We start from the raw sequence: 18,132 nt of genomic DNA on the forward strand, positions 1-18,132 counted from the left end.
CCGACGCCCTTTGGGCACAGGCTTTTTGAATGCGGGCGCCTTGGCAACAGGGCGCCCGTTTTCATGCGCGCAACCTGCGTTCTCAGCCCAAGGCCCAGGTCAGCCGCACCTCCAGCCCGCCCGCCTTGCTTGCGCCAAGCGTGATCGTGCAGCCGTGGGAATCTGCCATTTCGCGCACGATATGCAGCCCCAAACCCGACCCGGAGTTTTGCGCGTCGAGCCGTTCGCCGCGCGCCAGCGCCGCCTCGACCTTGTCTTCAGCTATGCCGGGGCCATCATCGACAACACTCAAAAATGCGGTCTTACCGGTTTCACCCCCCAGAATGGTTACGCTGGTCCGGGTCCATTTCATGGCATTATCCAGCAGGTTGCCCAACAGCTCGGTCAAGTCATAGGCATCAAACGGGGCGGCAAGGGTGGATGGCACATCAATAGTCCATTGCAAATGCCGGGCCGCGGGCTGCTGGCGCAGTGCAGCACAAAGCCGCTCGGCAACGGGTGCAACAGCGGTATGGCTGCGCTTTTGGTGGCTGTCGCGGCTTCGGGCCAGCTCGCGTTCGACAATATGCTGCATCGCGTCGATTTCGGCGCCAAGCTCTGCCGCCATTTGCGCCTGGCCCGAAAGTTCCAGTTTCCGCAGCACACCGCGCAGCACGGTCAGCGGCGTTTTCAACCCATGTGCAAGGTTGCCCGCGCTTACCCGCACCCGCGCCAAGGTCGCATCATTCTGGTCCAGAAGCTCGTTCACCTCTTTGACCAAGGGCAAAACCTCGCTCGGATAGTCGTTTGAAAGGCGGCGGTTCTGCGCCGCATTGATGCGCCGCAGCTCGTTGCGCACACGGTCCAGCGGTTTGAGCCCGACACGCACCGTGAATGCGCTGGCCGCAAGCAGGAACAGGCCCAGAATCGCAAGCCAGATTGCTGTATTGCTGGCAAACCCGGCCACTGAAACATCAATATCCTTGCGTTCCATGGCAACCGAAATGAGGATGTCGCGGCTTTCTTCCGCCTCGCCGAGTTCGATGATCCAGCTTGCCACCGAAACCGGCTCGCCGGTTCCGGTCATCACATCCTGATAGAAGATCGTGCCGCGCTGCGCCGGGCGCGCAAGCTCAAGCGGTGCAGCCCAGAACGAGGGCGACAGCAGGGGCGGCGCATCCTCAAGCTCGATCTGCCAGTAATAGCCCGAAAGCGCCTGTTCAAACCGCTGGTCGAACATCGGGGCGATTTCCAGCGCCCCCTCGTCATCCAGTGCGATATTGCCGGTCAGCAAAAGCAGATAGTTATCAAGCTCGTCATGCACCCGCGCTTCGAAATAGTCGCGAAACAGCACATTCAGCACAAGCGCGGTTGCCGCCAGCGCAAGGATGGTTGTGGCCGCAGCCGTCAGGAACAGGCGCAGGCCAAGCGATGCCCTCATGCGGGCGCATCCGCAATGACATAGCCAAAGCCGCGGCGCGTTTCGATCAGATCAACCCCCATCTTGCGCCGCAACCGGCCCACAAGCACCTCGATGGCGTTACTCTCCGGTTCCTGATCACGGTAATAGATATGCTCGACCAGTGCTTCCTGGCTGACAACCGCACCCCGGTGCAGCAGCAAATGCACCAGCAGGCGATATTCAAGCGGGGTTACTTTCAAGGGGCGCCCGTTGATGAACACCCGCATCTGGCGCATGTCAACTTTCAGGCCTGCCGCCTCCAGCACGGTGGTTTTCTGGCTGGTTGCGCGGCGGATCAGGGCGCGCAGCCGCGCCACAAGCTCTTCCATATGAAAGGGTTTTCCCAAATAGTCATCGGCGCCTGCATCAATGCCGTCAACGCGCTCGTTCCAGCTGCTTTTGGCAGTGAGCAGGATCACCGGCATGTCCAGCCCCTCGGCGCGCCAGTTGCGCAACACCGAAAGCCCGTCGAGCTTTGGCAAGCCGATATCAAGAATGGCCGCGATATAGGTTTCGGTCGACCCCAGAAACCAGCCAGCCTCGCCATCGTTTGCAACTTCGGGAATAAAGCCTTCACTGCGCAGGATATCGGCAATGAAGTCAGCGATCCTGGTTTCGTCTTCAACGATCAGCACGCGCATTCAACAGTTCCGCACACTAAGAATTTGCCCCGTGGCCGCATTGACCGATACGGCAAGCACAGCGCCACCGCCGTTGACAATTTGCAGCCGGTAAAGCGGCGAAGCGCCGGACTCCGAAAAGCCGACCTGCACAAGCCGCCCCGGATGAACGCGCAAGACCGCATTGAGAACTTCGCGCAAGGGCCGGGCATCGCCGCGCGAAATCGCGCGTTGCGCGCGCTGATAGTCCTGCCGGGTTATCTGTGCGGGCCTGTCGGATTGCGGCACGCGGCAGGCCCCCGGCCCGTTCGTGCCAGAGGCCGCCCCGCTTGGCCCGGTCGTATCGTCGGGGCCAGAAGGTGCGCTGGGTGGCGTTGGGTTGCTGGGTGGCGTTGGGTTGCTTGGCGATGTCGCCGCGCGCGCCTGGCTTAGCTGGGCAAGGCCGGGCGCAACATAGGCGGCAAGCCCCGAAAGCCCGATCCGCGCAAGGGCTGCGCGGCGCGACAGGTTCACGGCCCGGCTCATCGGGCTGCCGCCGTTTGAAGCGCCGCGGCGGGCGCGGCTTCAATCAGCCGCGAATGCGCAAACTGTTGCAGCGCTGCTAGACTGTCGGCGCGAATTTGTGCGGGCGCAATATCGGGAAAGGCCGCGCACAGAACCGCGACAATCTCGTCAAGCCCGATCGGTTCGGCCAGCAGCCGCCAAATGGCCGAAGAGCCCGGGTTGAGCCGGTGAATCGCCATGCCGTTCTTGTCGGTCAGAAAATGCGCATCATCGGTTTTGATCTCGGTAACACCGGCGCATTGCCTGTGGGGCTGCGCGCTGTCAAATGCGTGCGCCCCGGCCTGGCCAAGGTCAAGCGGCGCGGGGCGCATGACAATATCGGGGCCGAGTTTTGCAACGGGCAAACCCGAAAATGCCGTATGAGCCTGCAAATACGCCGCCGCGTCCTCGCCGGAATGATAGGTCAGTTGATAGGCGGGCAAGCTGGCTGTCAGCGCCTCGACCGTTTTCAGAATGGCCCCGGACTCAATTGCGCGCGCAAAGTTCTGCACGATCATCGCTTCCATTGCCGCGGCGCGCGAAATGGGCTCTAGCCGTGGCGGCGTCGGGTCATCGCGGCGCAAAAGCGTAACGATTGCCCCCAAGGGGCGCGCGGCACCCGCCTTTGCCAGTGGCGCATCGCTCAAAAACTTATACTGCGGGTTTGCAGGCCCGGAATCGGCGGCCACCCAGGCTTTGAAAGCGTGTGAAAATTCCGGCGGGATCGGCAGGCGAATGCGCGGGGCCACACCCGTGGCAAGGCCGCTTATCACCCGGTTTCGGGCAATCTCTATCGGCAAAAAATCATCGGTGAATACTGTCTGGCCCAAGCGCGCCAGCACCGCCGCAAGCGTGCTTTTACCCGCGCGGCGGGTGTTTGGAAACAGGACCAGTCGTTCGCAGAATTCAACCGCCGCGCCATGCACACACAGCAATTCGGGCTGCGAACGCAGTTTCGCCCAGGCCATTTCGGAAATCAGATCGCAGATCGCGTTGACAGCATTCCACCTGCGCGGCGCAGTTTTCTCGGCTGTCACGGCGACCGCGAACATATTGCTCTCGACCCCCAGAATCCGGATGAATGCGGGGGTGTCAGGCGGGCTATGGTGCATGTGAACCGGCCAGTTGGGCAATGCTTTGGCCAGAAGCGGCAACAGGCTTTGCGCCCGGATCAGTTGAACCGGCGCTTTCAACCCATCAAACTGCAAATAGATGGTGTCGCCCACGCAACCGCTCCTGTGTTTTGCGCCAGTCTAGTCGGCGCAAGGCAGATAGCAAATGTTAAGCACCTTGCGCGGCGTTCCACGGTCGCGCAAGGTGGCATTTTTTGCAGCGCGCCCCGGCTTAGCTGAGAACGCAAACACCGTTTACCGCATCCCAGCTGCCATTTGCCGCGGTGCAGCTTGCCTCATCCACGGGCAGATCAACATGGGACGGCCCGGTTGGCGAGGAGGCCGCCGAAGGCGCGGAGGCTGGCGATGGTTCAGACGGCTCGGACGGGGCCGAGGGTTTTGAGGGTGCCGAAGGGTTTGAAGCCGCGCTTGCAGCCGAACCCGCGCGCGCCGCCGACAATGTGGTCACAGCCGGAATGGTATAGGCCGCCACCGCCAATACACCAATTCGGCCAAGCGCCTTGCGGCGCGACACTGTCTTGTTTTCGGTTTCGTCTTTCATGATGTATCTCCTCGATATGTGCATATTCAAGGCCGCAGATCTGGCCTGACCTATGCTTAGCAGCCCGGCCACACAACTTGCTGAACAGGGCTGTCAGCCAATTGTCAGCTTTGCGCCAGCCGCGCCGGATATCGGGCGCAGCGCGGGCATTGCGCGGTGTCAAAGGCGCGCGCCTTTCCCGACTTTTGCTTACGCGCAACCCGTTCAGCCATAAACCGCGTTTCAGACCCGAACATGGAACACCGGGAATTTTCATGGAAATTACAAATCGGTAACAATCCGGGAAATCCGTGGAACTGGCGCGGGATTTGTGGAATGTGGTCCTGACAATGCTTTTAGCCGCTGAAGGGTCTGTGCCGTGACGATCGCCGTAGATACACCGCCAGAGCGCGCCTCGAAATTCGCGCAACTGCGACAGGTCGCGCCAATCATACTTGGCTTTGGCCTGTTCCTGCTTGGCGCTTATGCGCTTTACAACCTGCTGGGCACAATCGATTTTGCCAATGTCCGCGCGCAGGTTCGGCTAATATCCTGGCCGCGCATCGCGACTGCCATCGCGGTAACATTTGTCGGGTATTTCGCCCTGGTTGGCTATGACTGGTCTGCCTTGCGCTATCTGGGCAAGAAGCTGCCATTCCAGATCATCATGCTTGGCGGCTTTCTGGGCTACAGCTTTGGCAATACGGTTGGCATCAGTGCGGTATCGGGCGGGGCCGTGCGCTATCGAATCTATTCCGCCTTCGGGCTGAATGCGTTTGACGTGGCGGCGATTTCAACCTTCGTTTCGCTGGCCTTCGGCTTGGGCATCACCTTTGTCGGCTTCGCGGCGCTCGCCATACACCCCGCAGCACTGGACTATCTGGTCAGCTGGTCGCCAGCAACGACAAGGTCAATTGCCATTGCCGCCTTTGCATTGCCCCTGACCTTCCTGACATGGCTGTCGTTTACAGGAAAAGTTGCGCATTGGCGGCGGTTTTCGGTTTCCGCGCCGTCGCCCTCCATCCTGTTTGGCCAGATCGGCTTTTCAATCGTTGATACATTGATGGCCGCGCTTGCGCTTTATGTTCTCATGCCGGCTGGCGCGCCCGACTTTATAACCTTCTTTGCCATTTTTGCCGCTGCATCGCTTATTGCCGTTGCAAGCCATGTGCCGGGCGGCGTCGGGGTGTTTGAAAGCATTGTGCTTGCGGCAATGCCTGCAACCGTGCCGCTGGATCAGGCGGTGGCGGCGCTTCTGCTTTATCGGGTCATTTACTACTTGCTGCCATTCGGTCTGGCCGTGGTTTTCGTGTCTCTCAACGAAGGGCGGCTGGCTTCCGGATTTATTGCAAAACGATTTGGCGCCGTTTCCGCGCAGATGGAACCGTCTTTGAAGATCGTCTCTTCGGTTGCACCGGTTGCCGCCGGGCTTACCGGCTTTGCGCTTGGCATCTATCTGGTGCTGACCGCGGTCATACCCTCGGCCCGCCCTGAAGATATCGACCCGGGCGATCTGCTCTCGATCATACTGGTCGAGGGGGGCGCATATCTTTCGGCATCGCTTGGGCTGCTGCTTGTCGTGCTGTCCCAGGGGCTGTTTCGCCGCATTTCGGGCGCGTTCTGGCTTACCTTGTCGGCCCTCGGCTTTGGTGCTGTCGCGACCGTCATTCTGGAGCGCGACTGGGAGGCGGCGCTGGTTCTTTCGGTTTCAGCGGCCGTTCTATGGCCAATGCGCCCGGAATTCTACCGCGCAACCAAACTGACCCAGGGCTTGTTTTCGCTCCGATGGGCTATCCTGATTGCGGCACTGTTGCTCAGCGTTATCGGGTTCATTTTCTTGCTCTATCAGGCGGTGCCCTATTCGCACGAGCTTTGGGGCCAGTTCTCGGGCGATGCACGCGCACCGCGCGCGCTGCGCACGGCGCTTGCCGTTTCGGGGCTGGCGGTGCTGGCAACGGTCTATCTGCTGCTTCAGCCTGCCCGCGCGCGCGGCACGGTGATCGATCAAAACGCCCTGTCCATTGCCAAGGACATTACCATGAGCGCCGGGCAACCCGAAGGCTGCCTTGCATTGAGCGGCGACAAGACCTTGTTCTTCTCCAAAGACATGGACGCATTCATAATGTATGCGGTGCAGGGCCGATCCTGGATAGCCTATGGCGACCCTGTCGGCAATGAAGCTGCGGCTTCAGAGCTGGCCTGGGCATTTTTTGATGCCGCCTATCGTGCAAACTGCCGCCCGGTCTTTTACGAGGTCAGCGCAAAATTCCTGCCCTTGTGGATAGAAATGGGCCTGACCCTGCACAAGATGGGTGAAGAAGCCGTGATAGACCTTCAGTCATTTTCGCTGGCGGGGGGCGATTTCAAGAAAATGCGCGCCGCCCATAACAAGGCTGTAAAAAGCGGATTGACGCTCGAAATTCTGCAAGCGCCACATGACCCGGCGCTGATTGCCCAGTTGGAAGACATTTCAAAGGCCTGGCTTGGCGAGAAGAATGCCAAGGAAAAGGGGTTTTCGGTTGGCCGGTTTTCCAGCGCATATCTTGCGCATTTCCCCATTGCCGTGGCCAGGCGCGACGGGCGCATTCTGGCATTTGCCAATGTGATGGCCCCGGGGGATGCGGGCAATGTCGCGATCGACCTGATGCGCTATTACCCCCAGGAAGCCGATGGCATGATTGAGTTCGTGTTCATCAAGCTGATGGAACACTACCGCGAAGCCGGCGCAAAGCATTTCAGCCTTGGAATGGCGCCTTTGGCGGGGCTGGAGGCCCATCATGGCACGCGCATGTGGAACCGGTTTGCAAGGACGATTTACCGCCACGGCGGCGCATTTTACAATTTTGAAGGTCTGCGCGCTTTCAAGAAGAAGTTTCATCCAGACTGGCAGCCAAGGTTTCTGGCCGTGCCGGGAGGATTGCAGCCCGTCATCGCCTTGCGCGATGTCACATTCCTGATTTCTGGCGGGGCCAAGGGGCTATTGCGCAGATAACACTCAGAAAAGAGCAGAACATGCCCACAAGTCTGGATCAGATCGTGCCGTCGCTTCAGGCGTTTGGCGTTGGGGCCTATTGGGTCTTGATGTTTGCCGCAATGGGCGAGGCGGTGATTTTCATCGGCATCATTCTGCCCGGCTCGATGATGGTAATTGCCGGTGGGCTGCTGGTGCGGGCCGGAACGATCGATTTTTTCGATCTGGCATGGTTTGTGGCCATCGGCGCGATCATTGGAGCAGAAATAAGCTACAGGTTTGGCCGCATCGGGGCTTTGCGCCTGTCGAAAAAATCACAGGTTCGGGGCTCGAAATACGCCACGAAAGCCAAGGACATGCTTGGCCGCTACGGTGGTTTTTCAATGGTGGTTTCGCGGTTTCTGGGCCCGGTTTCGGCTTTTGTGCCTTTTAGCTGGGCTATGGCCGGAATGCCGCGCCGCAAATTCATTGTCTGGAACATTCTCAGCGCGGTGCCCTATGCACTTGTTTTGCCTGCTTTGGGGTATTTCATGGCAGATGCGCTTGCGCTTATCGGCCCGAAGGCGGGCCGTGTGCTGTTCGTGCTGATGCTTGCACTGGCCGTGTTTTTCGGCCTTTGGTTCGTTGCCAACCGCATTCGCCGCAACATGGCGGGGCTGCACGCAATGCTGGCCTGGAGCAAAGCGATGATCACCGGGTTTGGCTGGATCAAACGCAGCGCATTGCGCTGGCCCGGCCTGGCGCGCTTCATGTCCCACAGGTTTGACACGACGCGCCTTTCGGGGCTTTGCCTTACGCTGGCAGGGCTGGCCGCCGCCTATCTGGGCTGGAGTCTTGTTGTCACTGCGACAAACGTCTTTCCGGCAAGCCTTGCCAGCCAGATCGACCAGCGGCTGGCCGCCTTGCTGTTCGCATTGCGCGACCCGTGGTTGATACAGGTTTTCAGCACCATAACCGCCTTTGGCGATTCCAGGGTCATTGCCGCGCTGCTATTCGGCGTGGTGCTGGCGCTGGCGCTTCAAAAACAATGGGCGCCCGCGCTTGGCATTGCATTGGCGACTTTTGGCAATGTTCTGACGGTGACAATCCTGAAATACACCATTGGCCGCCCGCGCCCGGTATTCGCCTATTATGTAGAAACAAGCGGTAGCTTCCCAAGCGGCCATGCCGCGATTTCGGTCGTCTTTTACGGGATGCTGGCCTTTATCTTGTGGCGCCAGCGCCGCGTTGCGCCGGTATTGGCGCTGGTCTTTGCGCTGGTCATGGCATTCGGCATCGGCCTGAGCCGTCTTTATCTGGTCGAGCATTATCTGAGCGATGTGCTGAACGGCGCCATTATCGGCGCGCTGTGGCTTGGGATCGGCGTTGCCGTCACCGAATGGTGGCGCGCGCGGTTCGCAATACAGCCGCGCCAATCGCCGCTGCGCGCAGTGCCGGCGCTGCCAATTGCTGCGGCGATGATCTTTGCCGCCTATACGATCATTACCTACGCTCCGGCCGTGACCGGCATTCACACCGAACGCCCGAGACTCGTGGCAACCGATGCCGAGATTGCCGCCAGCATCGCGCCTGCAACCACCTCGATGACAGGCACAGAGCTTGCCCCGATTGCGCTTGTGATCATGGCGCCCGACATGGATGCCATCATCGCACAGCTTGGCGTGGCTGGCTGGGCCCAAAGCCCGGCACCCGGCCTGGCCGAAGCGATACTCGCCGCATTTGGAAGCGATGCGCAAGACGAACACCCAACCGCGCGCGCCTGGGTTTTTTGGGGCAATCAGCCCGTTTTCGCCACATTCACCAAAGATGATGGCGCGCCCGGCGCTGGCCAAACGATCCTGCGTATCTGGCCGGTTTCGGAACAGTTGCCTGATGGCACCCGCGCCTTTGCTGCCGCCATTCAGCCAGCTGCGCCCACCGGGCCTGACCAGGCGCTGCGCGCGGTTGCACAAGACATCACGCAGCCCGGCCCATCGGTGCAAACCTTGCGTGTGCTGGCTTTGCAAAACCAATAGGGCCGCCGCCAATTTTTGGCGACGGCCCGAGCCTTGAACGCAATGTCGGATGATCAATCGGCGGCTTCCGCCCCGCCCGCATCCTTGTTGATCTCCACAGTCACCGGCGCGAAACCCTCAATGCCAACCGTAACGGTCATCAATTTGGCTGCCTGGCTGGTCGCGTAGCTGCCGTTTGGATTGTCGCGAAAATGGCCGGGCGTCTCGCCGCTGTCCAGATGAATGCGGGCATCACCACCTGCGGGCACAGAAAACCCCTCAAGCGGTTTGAAATAGGCCTCGGTTGTGCCCGCATCCAGATCGAGAACCGTGTAGTAGATGCTGAACCCGCTCAGCGCCGCCGCACCCGGATTCATGATCTGTATTTCAAGATGGTCAGGCGCATCCTTGTTCAGCGCATAATCGAAGTTGTTTTCGACAAGGGCTTCACCAATCGAAAAGGGCGCGGCCGCGCCGGTCAGGCGCATCGGGTTTTCAGCGAAAACCGGCTTGTCGTCGGCCAGGTCATTCAGGCCGTCACCATCGGTGTCGGCATTCAGCGGATCGGTGTTCAGCAACGGTTCGGCTGCATTGGGGATGCCATCGCCGTCAAGATCGTGGTTGCCGGCCCAGGCCGGCGCGCCAGCCAACCCAATGGCGACAAACAATGCGCCAATGCGGGGTGCGATTTTATAGTCCATGTCTATTATTCCTTTGCAAGACGGTTGGAATTGAGGGGAAGGGCGAACATGAGAACAGCCAGCCCGAGTGAGGCGAAAATGATCCACAGAGCGTCACCCTTTTTCTCGACAAGGATCGGGCCGAGGGGTTTTCCGGCATAGGTGTCTTTGATGCCAAGCACGGCAAAGCTGAACCGTTCGAAATGCTTGGTGATCGAGGCGGCTTCGATAAACGTGCGGATCGACTCGAATGTGCCGTAGCTTGCCTTGATACGGTCTTCTTCGGCCTTGGGCACCTGAAGCTGGCGGAAAACGCCGCCCGCCACCTGGTTGTCCGGGTCCATCGTGTCGCCGATCTGCGGGGCCACAAGCACCAGAACCAACCAAACAACAAAGGCGATGAGAAGCGCATTGCCGGTGTGTTTCATCCAGAGTGTCAGAACAAATGACAGGATGAAAAACACGCTGGTATAGGCGGTGCCAGCAAGCCAGACCAGAAAGATGCGCCCGACATCGCCCCCACCAAGCCCAAGGCCGGAGACGAGCGGCAGCAAAACCATGCCAAGCGCAAGAACAATGGCCAGACATGAGCCGAGCAGAACCATTGCCGCGCCAAGTTTGCCGGCCAAAAACTGCCAGGCCGCCACGGGCCGCGTCATGATCAATGCCAGGGTTTGACGGCCACGCTCGCTTGCCGCCGACCGGAAGCCCGCAAGAATGCCAAGAACGGCCCCGATGATCTCGATCTGCTCAATCGCGCCGCGCAGCAGGCTGAGCGGGCGGAAATTTGGCGCGCTCAGCGCCGAGGCATCCTTTCCCAAACCGATCAGCAAGGCTTTGCTTTCCTCATAGGCAGCAACATCTGCCGAAAGCGAGATCGCCCCGGTGACCAGCGATACCAAAGCCGCGATGGCAAGAAACAGCGTTACAATCGTGATAAATCGGTCGCGCAATGCATCGGAAATATCCTTGCGGGCAATGACCAGAACGGGCTTAAACATTATAATCACCTTTTGTGTGTTCCATATGCGCAACCGCCCAGATGGCGGCGCCAATCGCAATCGCCAGGGCCAGAACCAGGTCGACCAGCGGCGAAAGGGCCGAAGTTGCAACCGCCGATGCAGGCAGAAATTCCAACAGTTGGGCCGACAGGTATTTGAAACTTTCGGCAATGGAGAGCGGCCCGATCAGCCAGGCCGACCAGTCAAAGAATGTCGATGCCGGGGCCGGGGCCAAGGCGGAAATCGGGTTGATCGCCGCGGTTGGATGGATGTTCGAGGTCAGCGAGGGCAGGATGAAGGTTACGGTCAGCCAGATCGTCATCGGCACCAGCAGGGCCACCGATTCCGAGCGGGCCAATGCCGCCGAAGCCAGGCCCATAAGGCCAAACAGCAGCATGAACATCAGGCTGAGCAGAAAGAACGAGGCAAGCCTGCCCCAGCCCGCGGCTGAAAGCGTGAATTCGGGCAAAACCAGGAACGTGCCGATGCTGATGATCGCGGTTGCCGCCATCAGAATGCCAATGACCGCAAACAGCGCCATCAGTTTGCCACCGGCATAGGCGCCCGTGCCAAAGGGGCGCGCGCCAAGCAAGGGCAGGACACCGGCTTTTCGGTCCATCGCGATAAGCTGATAGCCAATGACAATGGACGCCAGCGCCCCGATCAGGCTGACATAGATCGACATATTGCGCAGCAATGACAGGGGTGAAACCGTGCTGACAGGGTTCGGCGGAACGGGCTGGCCAGCCGCGCCAAGATATACGACCGCATCGGCATAGATTGAATTTACCGTGCTTGTGGCCGACCAGCCCAGATAGGCCGAGACAAAGACAAGCAGCACGAACAGGCCCGACAAAAGCGCAACCGTGCGCTCGCGAAAAATCAGCAGCGCACTGTGGCGCGCAATGATACGGGCCGCCGAAATTCGGGGTGACGTTTCCATCAGGCCGCCCGCCCCTCGACAGAGACCGGCGTGACGGAAAGATATAGCTCTTCCAGAGATTTATCATCGCCATATTTCTGAACAACCGCTTCCATCCGGTCGTGATAGACAAGGACACCCTGGCTCAGCACGCCGATCGATGTGCAGGTTTTGGCGATTTCGCTGATCAGATGCGTGTTCATGAATATCGTCATCTTCGCCTCGGTGTTCAGCCGCACGATGAGATCGCGCAGCATTTTCATCCCCATCGGATCGAGGCCCGAAGAGGGTTCATCCAGAAAAAGCACATCCGGTTGGTGAAGAATTGCCTGCGCCAAGCCGATGCGTTGCCGCATTCCTTTGGAAAACCCCCCTACCCGCCTGGGGGCGAGCGCACTGGCATCAAGAAAATCCAGCACCTCGGCAATGCGGTGTTCCGGGCTTTCAACCCCGGACAGCCGCGCAAAGAACAACAGGTTTTCATGTGCCGTCAGCGTATCGTATAGGCGCACATTCTCGGGCACATAGCCAATAAGCCGGCGCACCAGAAGCGGGGCGGCAACACAGTCTTGCCCGCCAATTTTGGCACTGCCGGCGCTTGGTTTGGCCAGGGTCGTCAATATATGGATGGTCGTCGTTTTGCCCGCGCCGTTATGGCCAAGAAAGCCGAACACCTCACCGCGCGGTATCTCAAGCGTCAGGTCTTTGAGCGCCTGAAACTGCCCGTAGTTTTGCGAAAGCCTGCTGATACTGATCATGCTGTCAATCCTGTCTGCCTGGCAAATGCGATGCCATTTTGAGGATTTACGCCGGTCAGATGACTGCAGCCTGTCTGCAACCATACAGTTTTGTAAGGTTTGGGTGTGTTGGCCCTGAACGCATAGCCGGCATTTGCGCCAACGGCCCGGCGGAAAACCCCGCCCGCGAAACCATTGCCCCGCCATGACATATGAAAACGCACCCCGTGCGGTGATCATGGCCAAGGTTACGAAATTACAATCTTTACGAGCAGTATTTGACAGAATGCAGCTACATCTTCTGCCTATACGATTTACAGGAGGCTAAAATGAAGAAACTCTATCACTTTGGGGCTGCGACAATCGCGGTTACGGCCAGTCTGGCGGCAATCGGTGCCGGTGTTCTTATCGTCGCGACCGGGGTTGTCATCGGCGGTATGCTGGCCTTGTCTGCCAAACTGGCAAGCCGCAGCATCGCCGACCAACCCAGCGCAACACCCCAGGATGAAGACCTTGGGTTTGAGGACAAGGCGACCAGCTGACAGAGCGGTTTGCAAAGAAAAAAAGCGCGGGGGAAACTTCGCGCTTTTTTTATGTCTGCACATCCGGGCAAAAATTCAAACATGACAAAGTTGCAATCCAGTCGACATGCACCAGAAAAATTCGGCCCCCAATTTGGTAACAGAGGGCGGCAAGGTGCAGCCCCACGAAACTGGAGAACAAAAATGAAACGCAACACGATTACCAAAATTGGCGCAAGCGCGCTGCTCGCCCTTGGCCTTGTCGGTGGTGCCGCAACGATGGCTTCGGCAAATAGCCATTCAAAAGCTGGTGACACTGCTGAAGCCCAAAGCTTCCTTGCCGCGTCCGGGTCCATCGCCGATGCAATCGCCGCCGCCGAAGCCCAGTCTGGCGGCAAGGCGATGACCGCCGAATTTGAATCCGATGGCCCCGATGCCGGCTGGTATAAAGTTGAACTCGCTCTGGCCGATGGTTCTGTCAGCGAACTGCTGGTCAACCCGGCCGATGGCACCGTCAAAGTTGCACCCGCTGATGACATGGACCATGATGGCGCCGGGGACAACGCCGATGAGGATGGCGCCGAGAACGACTCTGATGAGCATGGTGGCGAGAATGAAAGCAACTAAAGCCTTCTGGCTTTGGAAGCGCAGTCGGCAGGGCATTCGCCCTGCCGATGACTTTGCATAGGTGGGCGATGAAAATTCTGGTCATAGAAGACGACAAGACAACCGGCGCCTATGTTTCGGACGGGCTTCGCGAAGAGGGCCACTCTGTTGATCTGTTCACCAGCGGCTCGGAAGGTTTGATTCAGGCCAGTGTCGGCCAGTATGATGTGATGATCGTCGACCGCATGTTGCCCGGCATTGACGGTGTCAGCCTTGTGAAAACCCTGCGCGGCACCAGAAATCGCACGCCTGTGCTTTTCCTCACCTCGATGGGCGGCGTGGATGACCGCATAGAAGGGCTGAATGCTGGCGGCGACGACTATCTGGTGAAACCCTTCGCATTTGGCGAGCTGAGCGCCCGCATTGCGGCCCTCGGCCGCCGCCCGCAAATGCAGGAAGCGCCCACCGTTCTGACGGCGGGTGATCTGGAAATGAACCTGCTTACGCGCAAGGTAACACGGGCCGGACAAACGATAGATCTGTTGCCCCGCGAATTTTCCTTGCTGGAGCATCTTTTGCGCCGCAAGGGCCGCGTTCAGACCCGCACGATGTTGATGGAGGCCGTCTGGGACATTCATTATGACCCGATGACCAATGTGGTCGACACGCATATCAGCCGGTTGCGCAGCAAGGTCGACAAACCCTTCAAGACCGAGTTGATCGAAACCGTCAGGGGCGCGGGCTATCGGATCGATTCATGATTTTGCGCAACATCCGTTCAACACCGCTGCGCTTGACGATCATGCTGATGGCCATATTCATCATGTCATCTGCGGCCAGTTTTACGGCGGCCTATCTGGTCATCAAATCGAGCTTTGATACGGCGCTTGCCGACGAAATAGATTTGAAGTTTGCAACCTATCAGGCCATTGAAAACCAGGGCGACCTGCTGGAACGCCTGCTTTTGGACAGCCGAAGCGCCAATCCCGAATTGCTGATCTTGCAATACCGCCCCGATGAGGGTGCCCCGATTGCAAATGTAATGCGCATCCCGCCGCGCAACGCGTTTGGCGTGATTCCTGAATCGGCCATCGACCACGCCGACCAAAGCATTGCCGACAGTTACCTGGCACGTAGCGCCCGCGTCGGGCAGGGCCAGTTGACCATTGCCCAGACGCGCGAACAAATCGTCAATATGGGCGAAATCATGCTTTCGGTTGTGATGATCGGCTTGCTGCCGGCACTTTTGGCCGCGGCGGTTTTCGGTGTCTTTGTCGCTGGTCGCGCCAAGGCCAAGATCGGGGATGTTCAAAGGACTCTTGCAGCACTTACCGGCGGCGACATGTCAGCGCGCGTGCCAACGGGGAAAGAGAGCAACGACCTTTCCGATATCGGCCATGCGGTCAATAAGATGGCAGCGTCGCAAGATGCGCTGATGGTTTCAATGCGCCAGATCTCAACCGATATCGCCCATGATCTGAAAACCCCGATCCAGCGTGTTGCCGTGCTTGTCGACCAGATCGTCGAACGAACAAACCTGTCAGATGAACAGGCAAGACTTTTGCACCAGGCCAGCGCCGAAGTGGACCGGATCGACAAGACCTTTCAGGCGCTATTGCAACTGGCGCAGATTGAAGGCGGCGCCGTCCGTGACCGTTTCGCGACGACCGACTTGAAGCAGATCACAACAGATATGGTTGAATTTCTGGACGCCGAGGCCGACGACCAGGGCTACGCGATACGCCAGCAGCTTGTGGGTGCCGGGCCATTCACGATCAACGGTGACCATCATCTATTGTCGCAGGTTGTTGCCAATCTCATCCAGAATGCGTTGCGCCATACGCCAAAAGGATCCCGCATCGACGTTGCCCTGACCACCACCGCCAGCCATGTCATTCTAAGCGTCGCCGATAACGGGCCGGGCATTCCAAAGGGTGAAACCGAAAAGGTTCTGCGCCGGCTGTATCGCATGGAAAAGAGCCGGACCACGCAAGGCAACGGATTGGGCCTGAGCCTCGTCGCCGCAATCTGCGCCCTGCACGAAGCAAAACTGGAATTGCTCGACAATGCGCCCGGACTGCGCGTGAAGATCACGTTCAACCCTGCAACCTGAGCTACCCTTCGCTTTGCAAAGCAGGATGAAGTTGGCCAGAACCGAAAGCGGCGTTGTGAGGGTCGATTTTTCTGATTCACGATCTCCCCCCAAGGGCTCCACGTAAAGTTGGAGGGAACTTGGGGCTCAGGTCAGTCTGCCCACAGACGCAAATCATAGAGCCAGAAGAATGGCGCGATGAGGTTCTTTGTGTCGCCGAGTATGTCCCGATAAGTCATCTCTAGGAGCTTGTTGCCCTTGAATCCGTCTTTGGGCGTAACGTTATTCGATCTCAGGAATTTTCGAATCTGATCATTGTTGACGTTCTCGTTGATGATCTCGTTCAATTCGCTGACAAAGCGAATGAAGTCGTCCTCGGACTTGATAATGATGCGGCGGTAGCGTCTTACGGCTTCGATGCGGTCCTTAAACGCCTTCGGCTTGTAGAGCTCTATTCCGTTCTTGCGGGCGAAGGCGGTAGTCCATTCCTCCAAGGCATTGATGACTTGGATGCCCACAGGAGGCTGAGTGAATTGCGCGTTGATTTGAGCGTCAAAAAACTCAGACCTCATGTCGTTCTGAGCGGGAATGTTGTGCTAGCGCCAGTGATGTTGCTCCGCGACAGGTAGCTCCTTCAAGTCTCCCAGCCATGCGATGACTGCACCCTTCGAGTTGATGCCGAAAGACATATAGCGTTCAGGCCAGTAAACGGTGCCATAGGTTTCGCTGGCGAATTCTACCGCGATTGTTGGGCTGTAAAGGTGCTTCACCAGCACCTCGTTGTCGAAGTAGACCGGTGTGAGGAAGCCATCACCCAAGCCTTCCTTGGGATCGAATTCGAAGGCAATGCCGCCCATACTGTCTTCCCTGTAGAGATTCCTTGAAGTGCCGCCCTTATACGCAGCTTTCTGTGTCGAGCGAATACTGGTTTCCGCACTGCCACCCGGTTTCCATTCCGGAAAGGCGTTCAAGCTGCACTTGCAGTTGCAGCAAACGGCGGCTTTGTCGGCACGGCAGACATCAGATCCTGCCCTCCACCCAGTTAGCGATGATCAGCCCAGGCACGGTCTCATGTGCCCGCGCAGCATCCCGCGCGAGGTCCAGCCGCTTCGGCAGCTTCACCTGCGGGACCAGGAGGAAGATCGGCGCGGTGACCTTGCCGCGCCCGGTCTTCGAGCGGGACACCACCGCCTGACCCTTCGTGTTCAGCCGTCCTTCCGCCACCAGCAGGCTCGGGCCCGTGCGGCGATAGACGAACCGCAGCCGCAGCCCGCGTCGCCGTTCCCATTCGCCGGGCGTGATCCTGCCACCACGTAGGGACTTGCCTGCGGCAGGCAGCGGGATCGCCAGCCAGAACCCGTTCTTCGACCGGATCAGCGGGCCGGCGTCGTGCGCGCCAACGATGACCGGCGCTTTCGACCAAACCAGCGCCGCGGCGTTAAGGCTTGGCTTGCCTCTCGGGAACTGCTCCGACCGGATGGTGCGGGCAAGGCGAGCGCTGAGCCCCGCACCGGTGATCTGGCCGCGCCACGCGGCCTTCAGCCCGGTCCCGGCCTCGCGCATGGCAGCGGTCACCGCGCGCTCCCCCGCCGCCACCTCGGCCTGCATCATCGCGACGATGTCGGGATCGATGTTGAGCTTCAGTTTCACGCGGGCCTCAGATCGACGGTCCAGACGAGCTGCTCGCGGTCGCGAACTGGCTCGCTTTGAATGAGGAAGGCTTCGCTGTCGATTTCGACCCTGTCGCCGGGGCGCGGGTTCGCCACCTCGGCCACCTGCAGATCCACGCGCGTGGTCTCGGACCAGATCCTTGCATCGCCGAAATCCGTAACCGCGTCCGCGCGCCGGGCGACCACGCGCACCAGGACGGGCGCGCCGCCCTCGGGCGTGTAAACCGCATCCCTGCCGATGTTCGGATCGGCGAAGAGCGCGCTGACGGCGGCGGCGAAGGCGCTCATCAGAACGCGCCGTTCAACCGCACCCGGCCGATGGTATCACCAGCGCCACCCGCGACCGCCTCGGTGGCGACACCGATCAGCGTGTTCGAGGTCGCCACGTTGGTGGTGCGCTTGTTGGTGTCGTCCCAGTAGATCCTGGCACCCGCGGTCCAGGCCTGCGAGCCGATCTTGGTGATGTCGAAGACGCCGACGAGCGCGGTCTCGACGGGCTCGCCGAGAGCGGCGTCGCCAGCCGCGATGCCGAATATGGAGCCGACGAGCAGGCCATCGCCGGAGGCGACGGCATAGGGCGCGGTCAGGGTGATGGTGTTGCCGGGCTGGACGTAGGTTTTCATGGGGAAGATCCTCGTGGAAAGACGAAGGGCGGCCCGTCAGGACCGCCCGTGTGTCAGG

Annotated in this window: 20 protein-coding genes; 6 read left to right on the plus strand and 14 right to left on the minus strand. The window is 59.4% G+C overall.

From position 1 onward, the window contains the following. Positions 1–82: 82 nt before the first annotated feature. From LGT41_RS15630 to LGT41_RS15650, 5 genes are all read right to left on the minus strand, one after another. A complete protein-coding gene (locus LGT41_RS15630) occupies positions 83–1,420 on the minus strand; it encodes a sensor histidine kinase (protein ID WP_274127890.1) in 1,338 nt (445 codons plus the stop codon). Next, positions 1,417–2,082, minus strand: a complete 666-nt coding sequence (locus LGT41_RS15635) for a response regulator transcription factor (RefSeq protein WP_274127891.1) — start codon at positions 2,080–2,082, stop codon at positions 1,417–1,419. Before LGT41_RS15635 ends, LGT41_RS15630 begins: the two co-directional genes overlap by 4 nt. Beyond that, complete coding sequence (locus LGT41_RS15640; RefSeq protein WP_274127892.1) at positions 2,083–2,586, minus strand: PepSY domain-containing protein; 504 nt, start codon at positions 2,584–2,586, stop codon at positions 2,083–2,085. Then, positions 2,583–3,830: a PqqD family protein gene (locus LGT41_RS15645; protein ID WP_274127893.1), complete on the minus strand. Its 1,248-nt coding sequence runs from the start codon at positions 3,828–3,830 to the stop codon at positions 2,583–2,585. The genes LGT41_RS15640 and LGT41_RS15645 overlap by 4 nt, the downstream gene beginning before the upstream one ends. Before the next feature lie 118 nt (positions 3,831–3,948). Beyond that, positions 3,949–4,278: a hypothetical protein gene (locus LGT41_RS15650; protein WP_274127894.1), complete on the minus strand. Its 330-nt coding sequence runs from the start codon at positions 4,276–4,278 to the stop codon at positions 3,949–3,951. A 358-nt stretch (positions 4,279–4,636) separates the two neighbouring features. Between LGT41_RS15650 and mprF the strand changes: the two genes are divergently transcribed. Both mprF and LGT41_RS15660 read left to right on the plus strand, forming a co-directional pair. After that, on the plus strand, positions 4,637–7,249 hold the full coding sequence (gene mprF / locus LGT41_RS15655) for a bifunctional lysylphosphatidylglycerol flippase/synthetase MprF (RefSeq protein WP_274127895.1): 2,613 nt from the start codon (positions 4,637–4,639) through the stop codon (positions 7,247–7,249). 20 nt (positions 7,250–7,269) lie between these two features. Continuing rightward, entirely contained in the window at positions 7,270–9,243 is a 1,974-nt protein-coding gene (locus LGT41_RS15660) for a bifunctional DedA family/phosphatase PAP2 family protein (protein WP_274127896.1), read from the plus strand. A 53-nt stretch (positions 9,244–9,296) separates the two neighbouring features. On the opposite strand, the gene LGT41_RS15665 is transcribed toward LGT41_RS15660, so the two are convergent. The 4 genes from LGT41_RS15665 to LGT41_RS15680 are packed head-to-tail and all read right to left on the minus strand — an operon-like array spanning position 9,297 to position 12,583. After that, entirely contained in the window at positions 9,297–9,923 is a 627-nt protein-coding gene (locus tag LGT41_RS15665; RefSeq protein WP_274127897.1) for a hypothetical protein, read from the minus strand. A 5-nt stretch (positions 9,924–9,928) separates the two neighbouring features. Then, positions 9,929–10,903: an ABC transporter permease gene (locus LGT41_RS15670; RefSeq protein WP_274127898.1), complete on the minus strand. Its 975-nt coding sequence runs from the start codon at positions 10,901–10,903 to the stop codon at positions 9,929–9,931. Beyond that, positions 10,896–11,846 carry an ABC transporter permease gene (locus LGT41_RS15675; RefSeq protein WP_274127899.1) on the minus strand — a complete coding sequence of 317 codons (951 nt, stop codon included), beginning with the start codon at positions 11,844–11,846 and terminating at the stop codon, positions 10,896–10,898. Before LGT41_RS15675 ends, LGT41_RS15670 begins: the two co-directional genes overlap by 8 nt. After that, positions 11,846–12,583: an ABC transporter ATP-binding protein gene (locus LGT41_RS15680; protein WP_274127900.1), complete on the minus strand. Its 738-nt coding sequence runs from the start codon at positions 12,581–12,583 to the stop codon at positions 11,846–11,848. Before LGT41_RS15680 ends, LGT41_RS15675 begins: the two co-directional genes overlap by 1 nt. A 308-nt stretch (positions 12,584–12,891) precedes the next feature. On the opposite strand from LGT41_RS15680, the gene LGT41_RS15685 reads away from it, so the two are divergent. The 4 genes from LGT41_RS15685 (at position 12,892) to LGT41_RS15700 (ending at position 15,802) form a co-directional block, all read left to right on the plus strand. Further along, positions 12,892–13,104, plus strand: coding sequence for a hypothetical protein (locus LGT41_RS15685; RefSeq protein ID WP_274127901.1), 213 nt, complete (start codon positions 12,892–12,894; stop codon positions 13,102–13,104). Between the two features lie 183 nt (positions 13,105–13,287). Further along, a complete protein-coding gene (locus tag LGT41_RS15690; RefSeq protein ID WP_274127902.1) occupies positions 13,288–13,710 on the plus strand; it encodes a hypothetical protein in 423 nt (140 codons plus the stop codon). A gap of 68 nt (positions 13,711–13,778) precedes the next feature. After that, positions 13,779–14,450, plus strand: a complete 672-nt coding sequence (locus LGT41_RS15695; protein WP_274127903.1) for a winged helix-turn-helix domain-containing protein — start codon at positions 13,779–13,781, stop codon at positions 14,448–14,450. Next, positions 14,447–15,802, plus strand: a complete 1,356-nt coding sequence (locus LGT41_RS15700) for a HAMP domain-containing sensor histidine kinase (protein ID WP_274127904.1) — start codon at positions 14,447–14,449, stop codon at positions 15,800–15,802. Before LGT41_RS15695 ends, LGT41_RS15700 begins: the two co-directional genes overlap by 4 nt. A 131-nt stretch (positions 15,803–15,933) precedes the next feature. Here LGT41_RS15700 and LGT41_RS15705 read toward each other — a convergent pair whose 3' ends face one another. The 5 genes from LGT41_RS15705 to LGT41_RS15725 form a co-directional block, all read right to left on the minus strand. Beyond that, a complete protein-coding gene (locus tag LGT41_RS15705) occupies positions 15,934–16,353 on the minus strand; it encodes a hypothetical protein (protein WP_274127905.1) in 420 nt (139 codons plus the stop codon). Between the two features lie 24 nt (positions 16,354–16,377). Next, the gene (locus LGT41_RS15710) at positions 16,378–16,638 is read right to left on the minus strand and encodes a hypothetical protein (RefSeq protein WP_274127906.1); all 261 of its coding nucleotides are present in this window, start codon (positions 16,636–16,638) and stop codon (positions 16,378–16,380) included. A gap of 163 nt (positions 16,639–16,801) precedes the next feature. Continuing rightward, positions 16,802–17,431, minus strand: coding sequence for a DUF6441 family protein (locus LGT41_RS15715; protein WP_274127907.1), 630 nt, complete (start codon positions 17,429–17,431; stop codon positions 16,802–16,804). Then, the gene (locus LGT41_RS15720; protein ID WP_274127908.1) at positions 17,428–17,739 is read right to left on the minus strand and encodes a head-tail joining protein; all 312 of its coding nucleotides are present in this window, start codon (positions 17,737–17,739) and stop codon (positions 17,428–17,430) included. Before LGT41_RS15720 ends, LGT41_RS15715 begins: the two co-directional genes overlap by 4 nt. Next, complete coding sequence (locus LGT41_RS15725; protein WP_274127909.1) at positions 17,739–18,074, minus strand: DUF2190 family protein; 336 nt, start codon at positions 18,072–18,074, stop codon at positions 17,739–17,741. Before LGT41_RS15725 ends, LGT41_RS15720 begins: the two co-directional genes overlap by 1 nt. Positions 18,075–18,132 lie beyond the last annotated feature (58 nt).

It is taken from the genome of Abyssibius alkaniclasticus (assembly GCF_020447305.1).
In the GTDB taxonomy this organism is placed as follows: domain Bacteria; phylum Pseudomonadota; class Alphaproteobacteria; order Rhodobacterales; family Rhodobacteraceae; genus Abyssibius; species Abyssibius alkaniclasticus.

Excerpts from the sequence above, each read along its gene's own strand:
- LGT41_RS15660 (WP_274127896.1), top strand. The coding sequence starts at position 7,270 with ATGCCCACAAGTCTGGATCAGATCGTGCCGTCGCTTCAGGCGTTTGGC.
- LGT41_RS15685 (WP_274127901.1), top strand. The coding sequence starts at position 12,892 with ATGAAGAAACTCTATCACTTTGGGGCTGCGACAATCGCGGTTACGGCC.
- LGT41_RS15650 (WP_274127894.1), bottom strand. The coding sequence starts at position 4,278 with ATGAAAGACGAAACCGAAAACAAGACAGTGTCGCGCCGCAAGGCGCTT.
- LGT41_RS15725 (WP_274127909.1), bottom strand. The coding sequence starts at position 18,074 with ATGAAAACCTACGTCCAGCCCGGCAACACCATCACCCTGACCGCGCCC.
- LGT41_RS15670 (WP_274127898.1), bottom strand. The coding sequence starts at position 10,903 with ATGTTTAAGCCCGTTCTGGTCATTGCCCGCAAGGATATTTCCGATGCA.
- LGT41_RS15635 (WP_274127891.1), bottom strand. The coding sequence starts at position 2,082 with ATGCGCGTGCTGATCGTTGAAGACGAAACCAGGATCGCTGACTTCATT.
- LGT41_RS15700 (WP_274127904.1), top strand. The coding sequence starts at position 14,447 with ATGATTTTGCGCAACATCCGTTCAACACCGCTGCGCTTGACGATCATG.
- LGT41_RS15640 (WP_274127892.1), bottom strand. The coding sequence starts at position 2,586 with ATGAGCCGGGCCGTGAACCTGTCGCGCCGCGCAGCCCTTGCGCGGATC.
- LGT41_RS15710 (WP_274127906.1), bottom strand. The coding sequence starts at position 16,638 with ATGGGCGGCATTGCCTTCGAATTCGATCCCAAGGAAGGCTTGGGTGAT.
- LGT41_RS15695 (WP_274127903.1), top strand. The coding sequence starts at position 13,779 with ATGAAAATTCTGGTCATAGAAGACGACAAGACAACCGGCGCCTATGTT.
- LGT41_RS15675 (WP_274127899.1), bottom strand. The coding sequence starts at position 11,846 with ATGGAAACGTCACCCCGAATTTCGGCGGCCCGTATCATTGCGCGCCAC.
- LGT41_RS15630 (WP_274127890.1), bottom strand. The coding sequence starts at position 1,420 with ATGAGGGCATCGCTTGGCCTGCGCCTGTTCCTGACGGCTGCGGCCACA.
- LGT41_RS15705 (WP_274127905.1), bottom strand. The coding sequence starts at position 16,353 with ATGAGGTCTGAGTTTTTTGACGCTCAAATCAACGCGCAATTCACTCAG.
- LGT41_RS15690 (WP_274127902.1), top strand. The coding sequence starts at position 13,288 with ATGAAACGCAACACGATTACCAAAATTGGCGCAAGCGCGCTGCTCGCC.
- LGT41_RS15665 (WP_274127897.1), bottom strand. The coding sequence starts at position 9,923 with ATGGACTATAAAATCGCACCCCGCATTGGCGCATTGTTTGTCGCCATT.
- LGT41_RS15680 (WP_274127900.1), bottom strand. The coding sequence starts at position 12,583 with ATGATCAGTATCAGCAGGCTTTCGCAAAACTACGGGCAGTTTCAGGCG.
- LGT41_RS15720 (WP_274127908.1), bottom strand. The coding sequence starts at position 17,739 with ATGAGCGCCTTCGCCGCCGCCGTCAGCGCGCTCTTCGCCGATCCGAAC.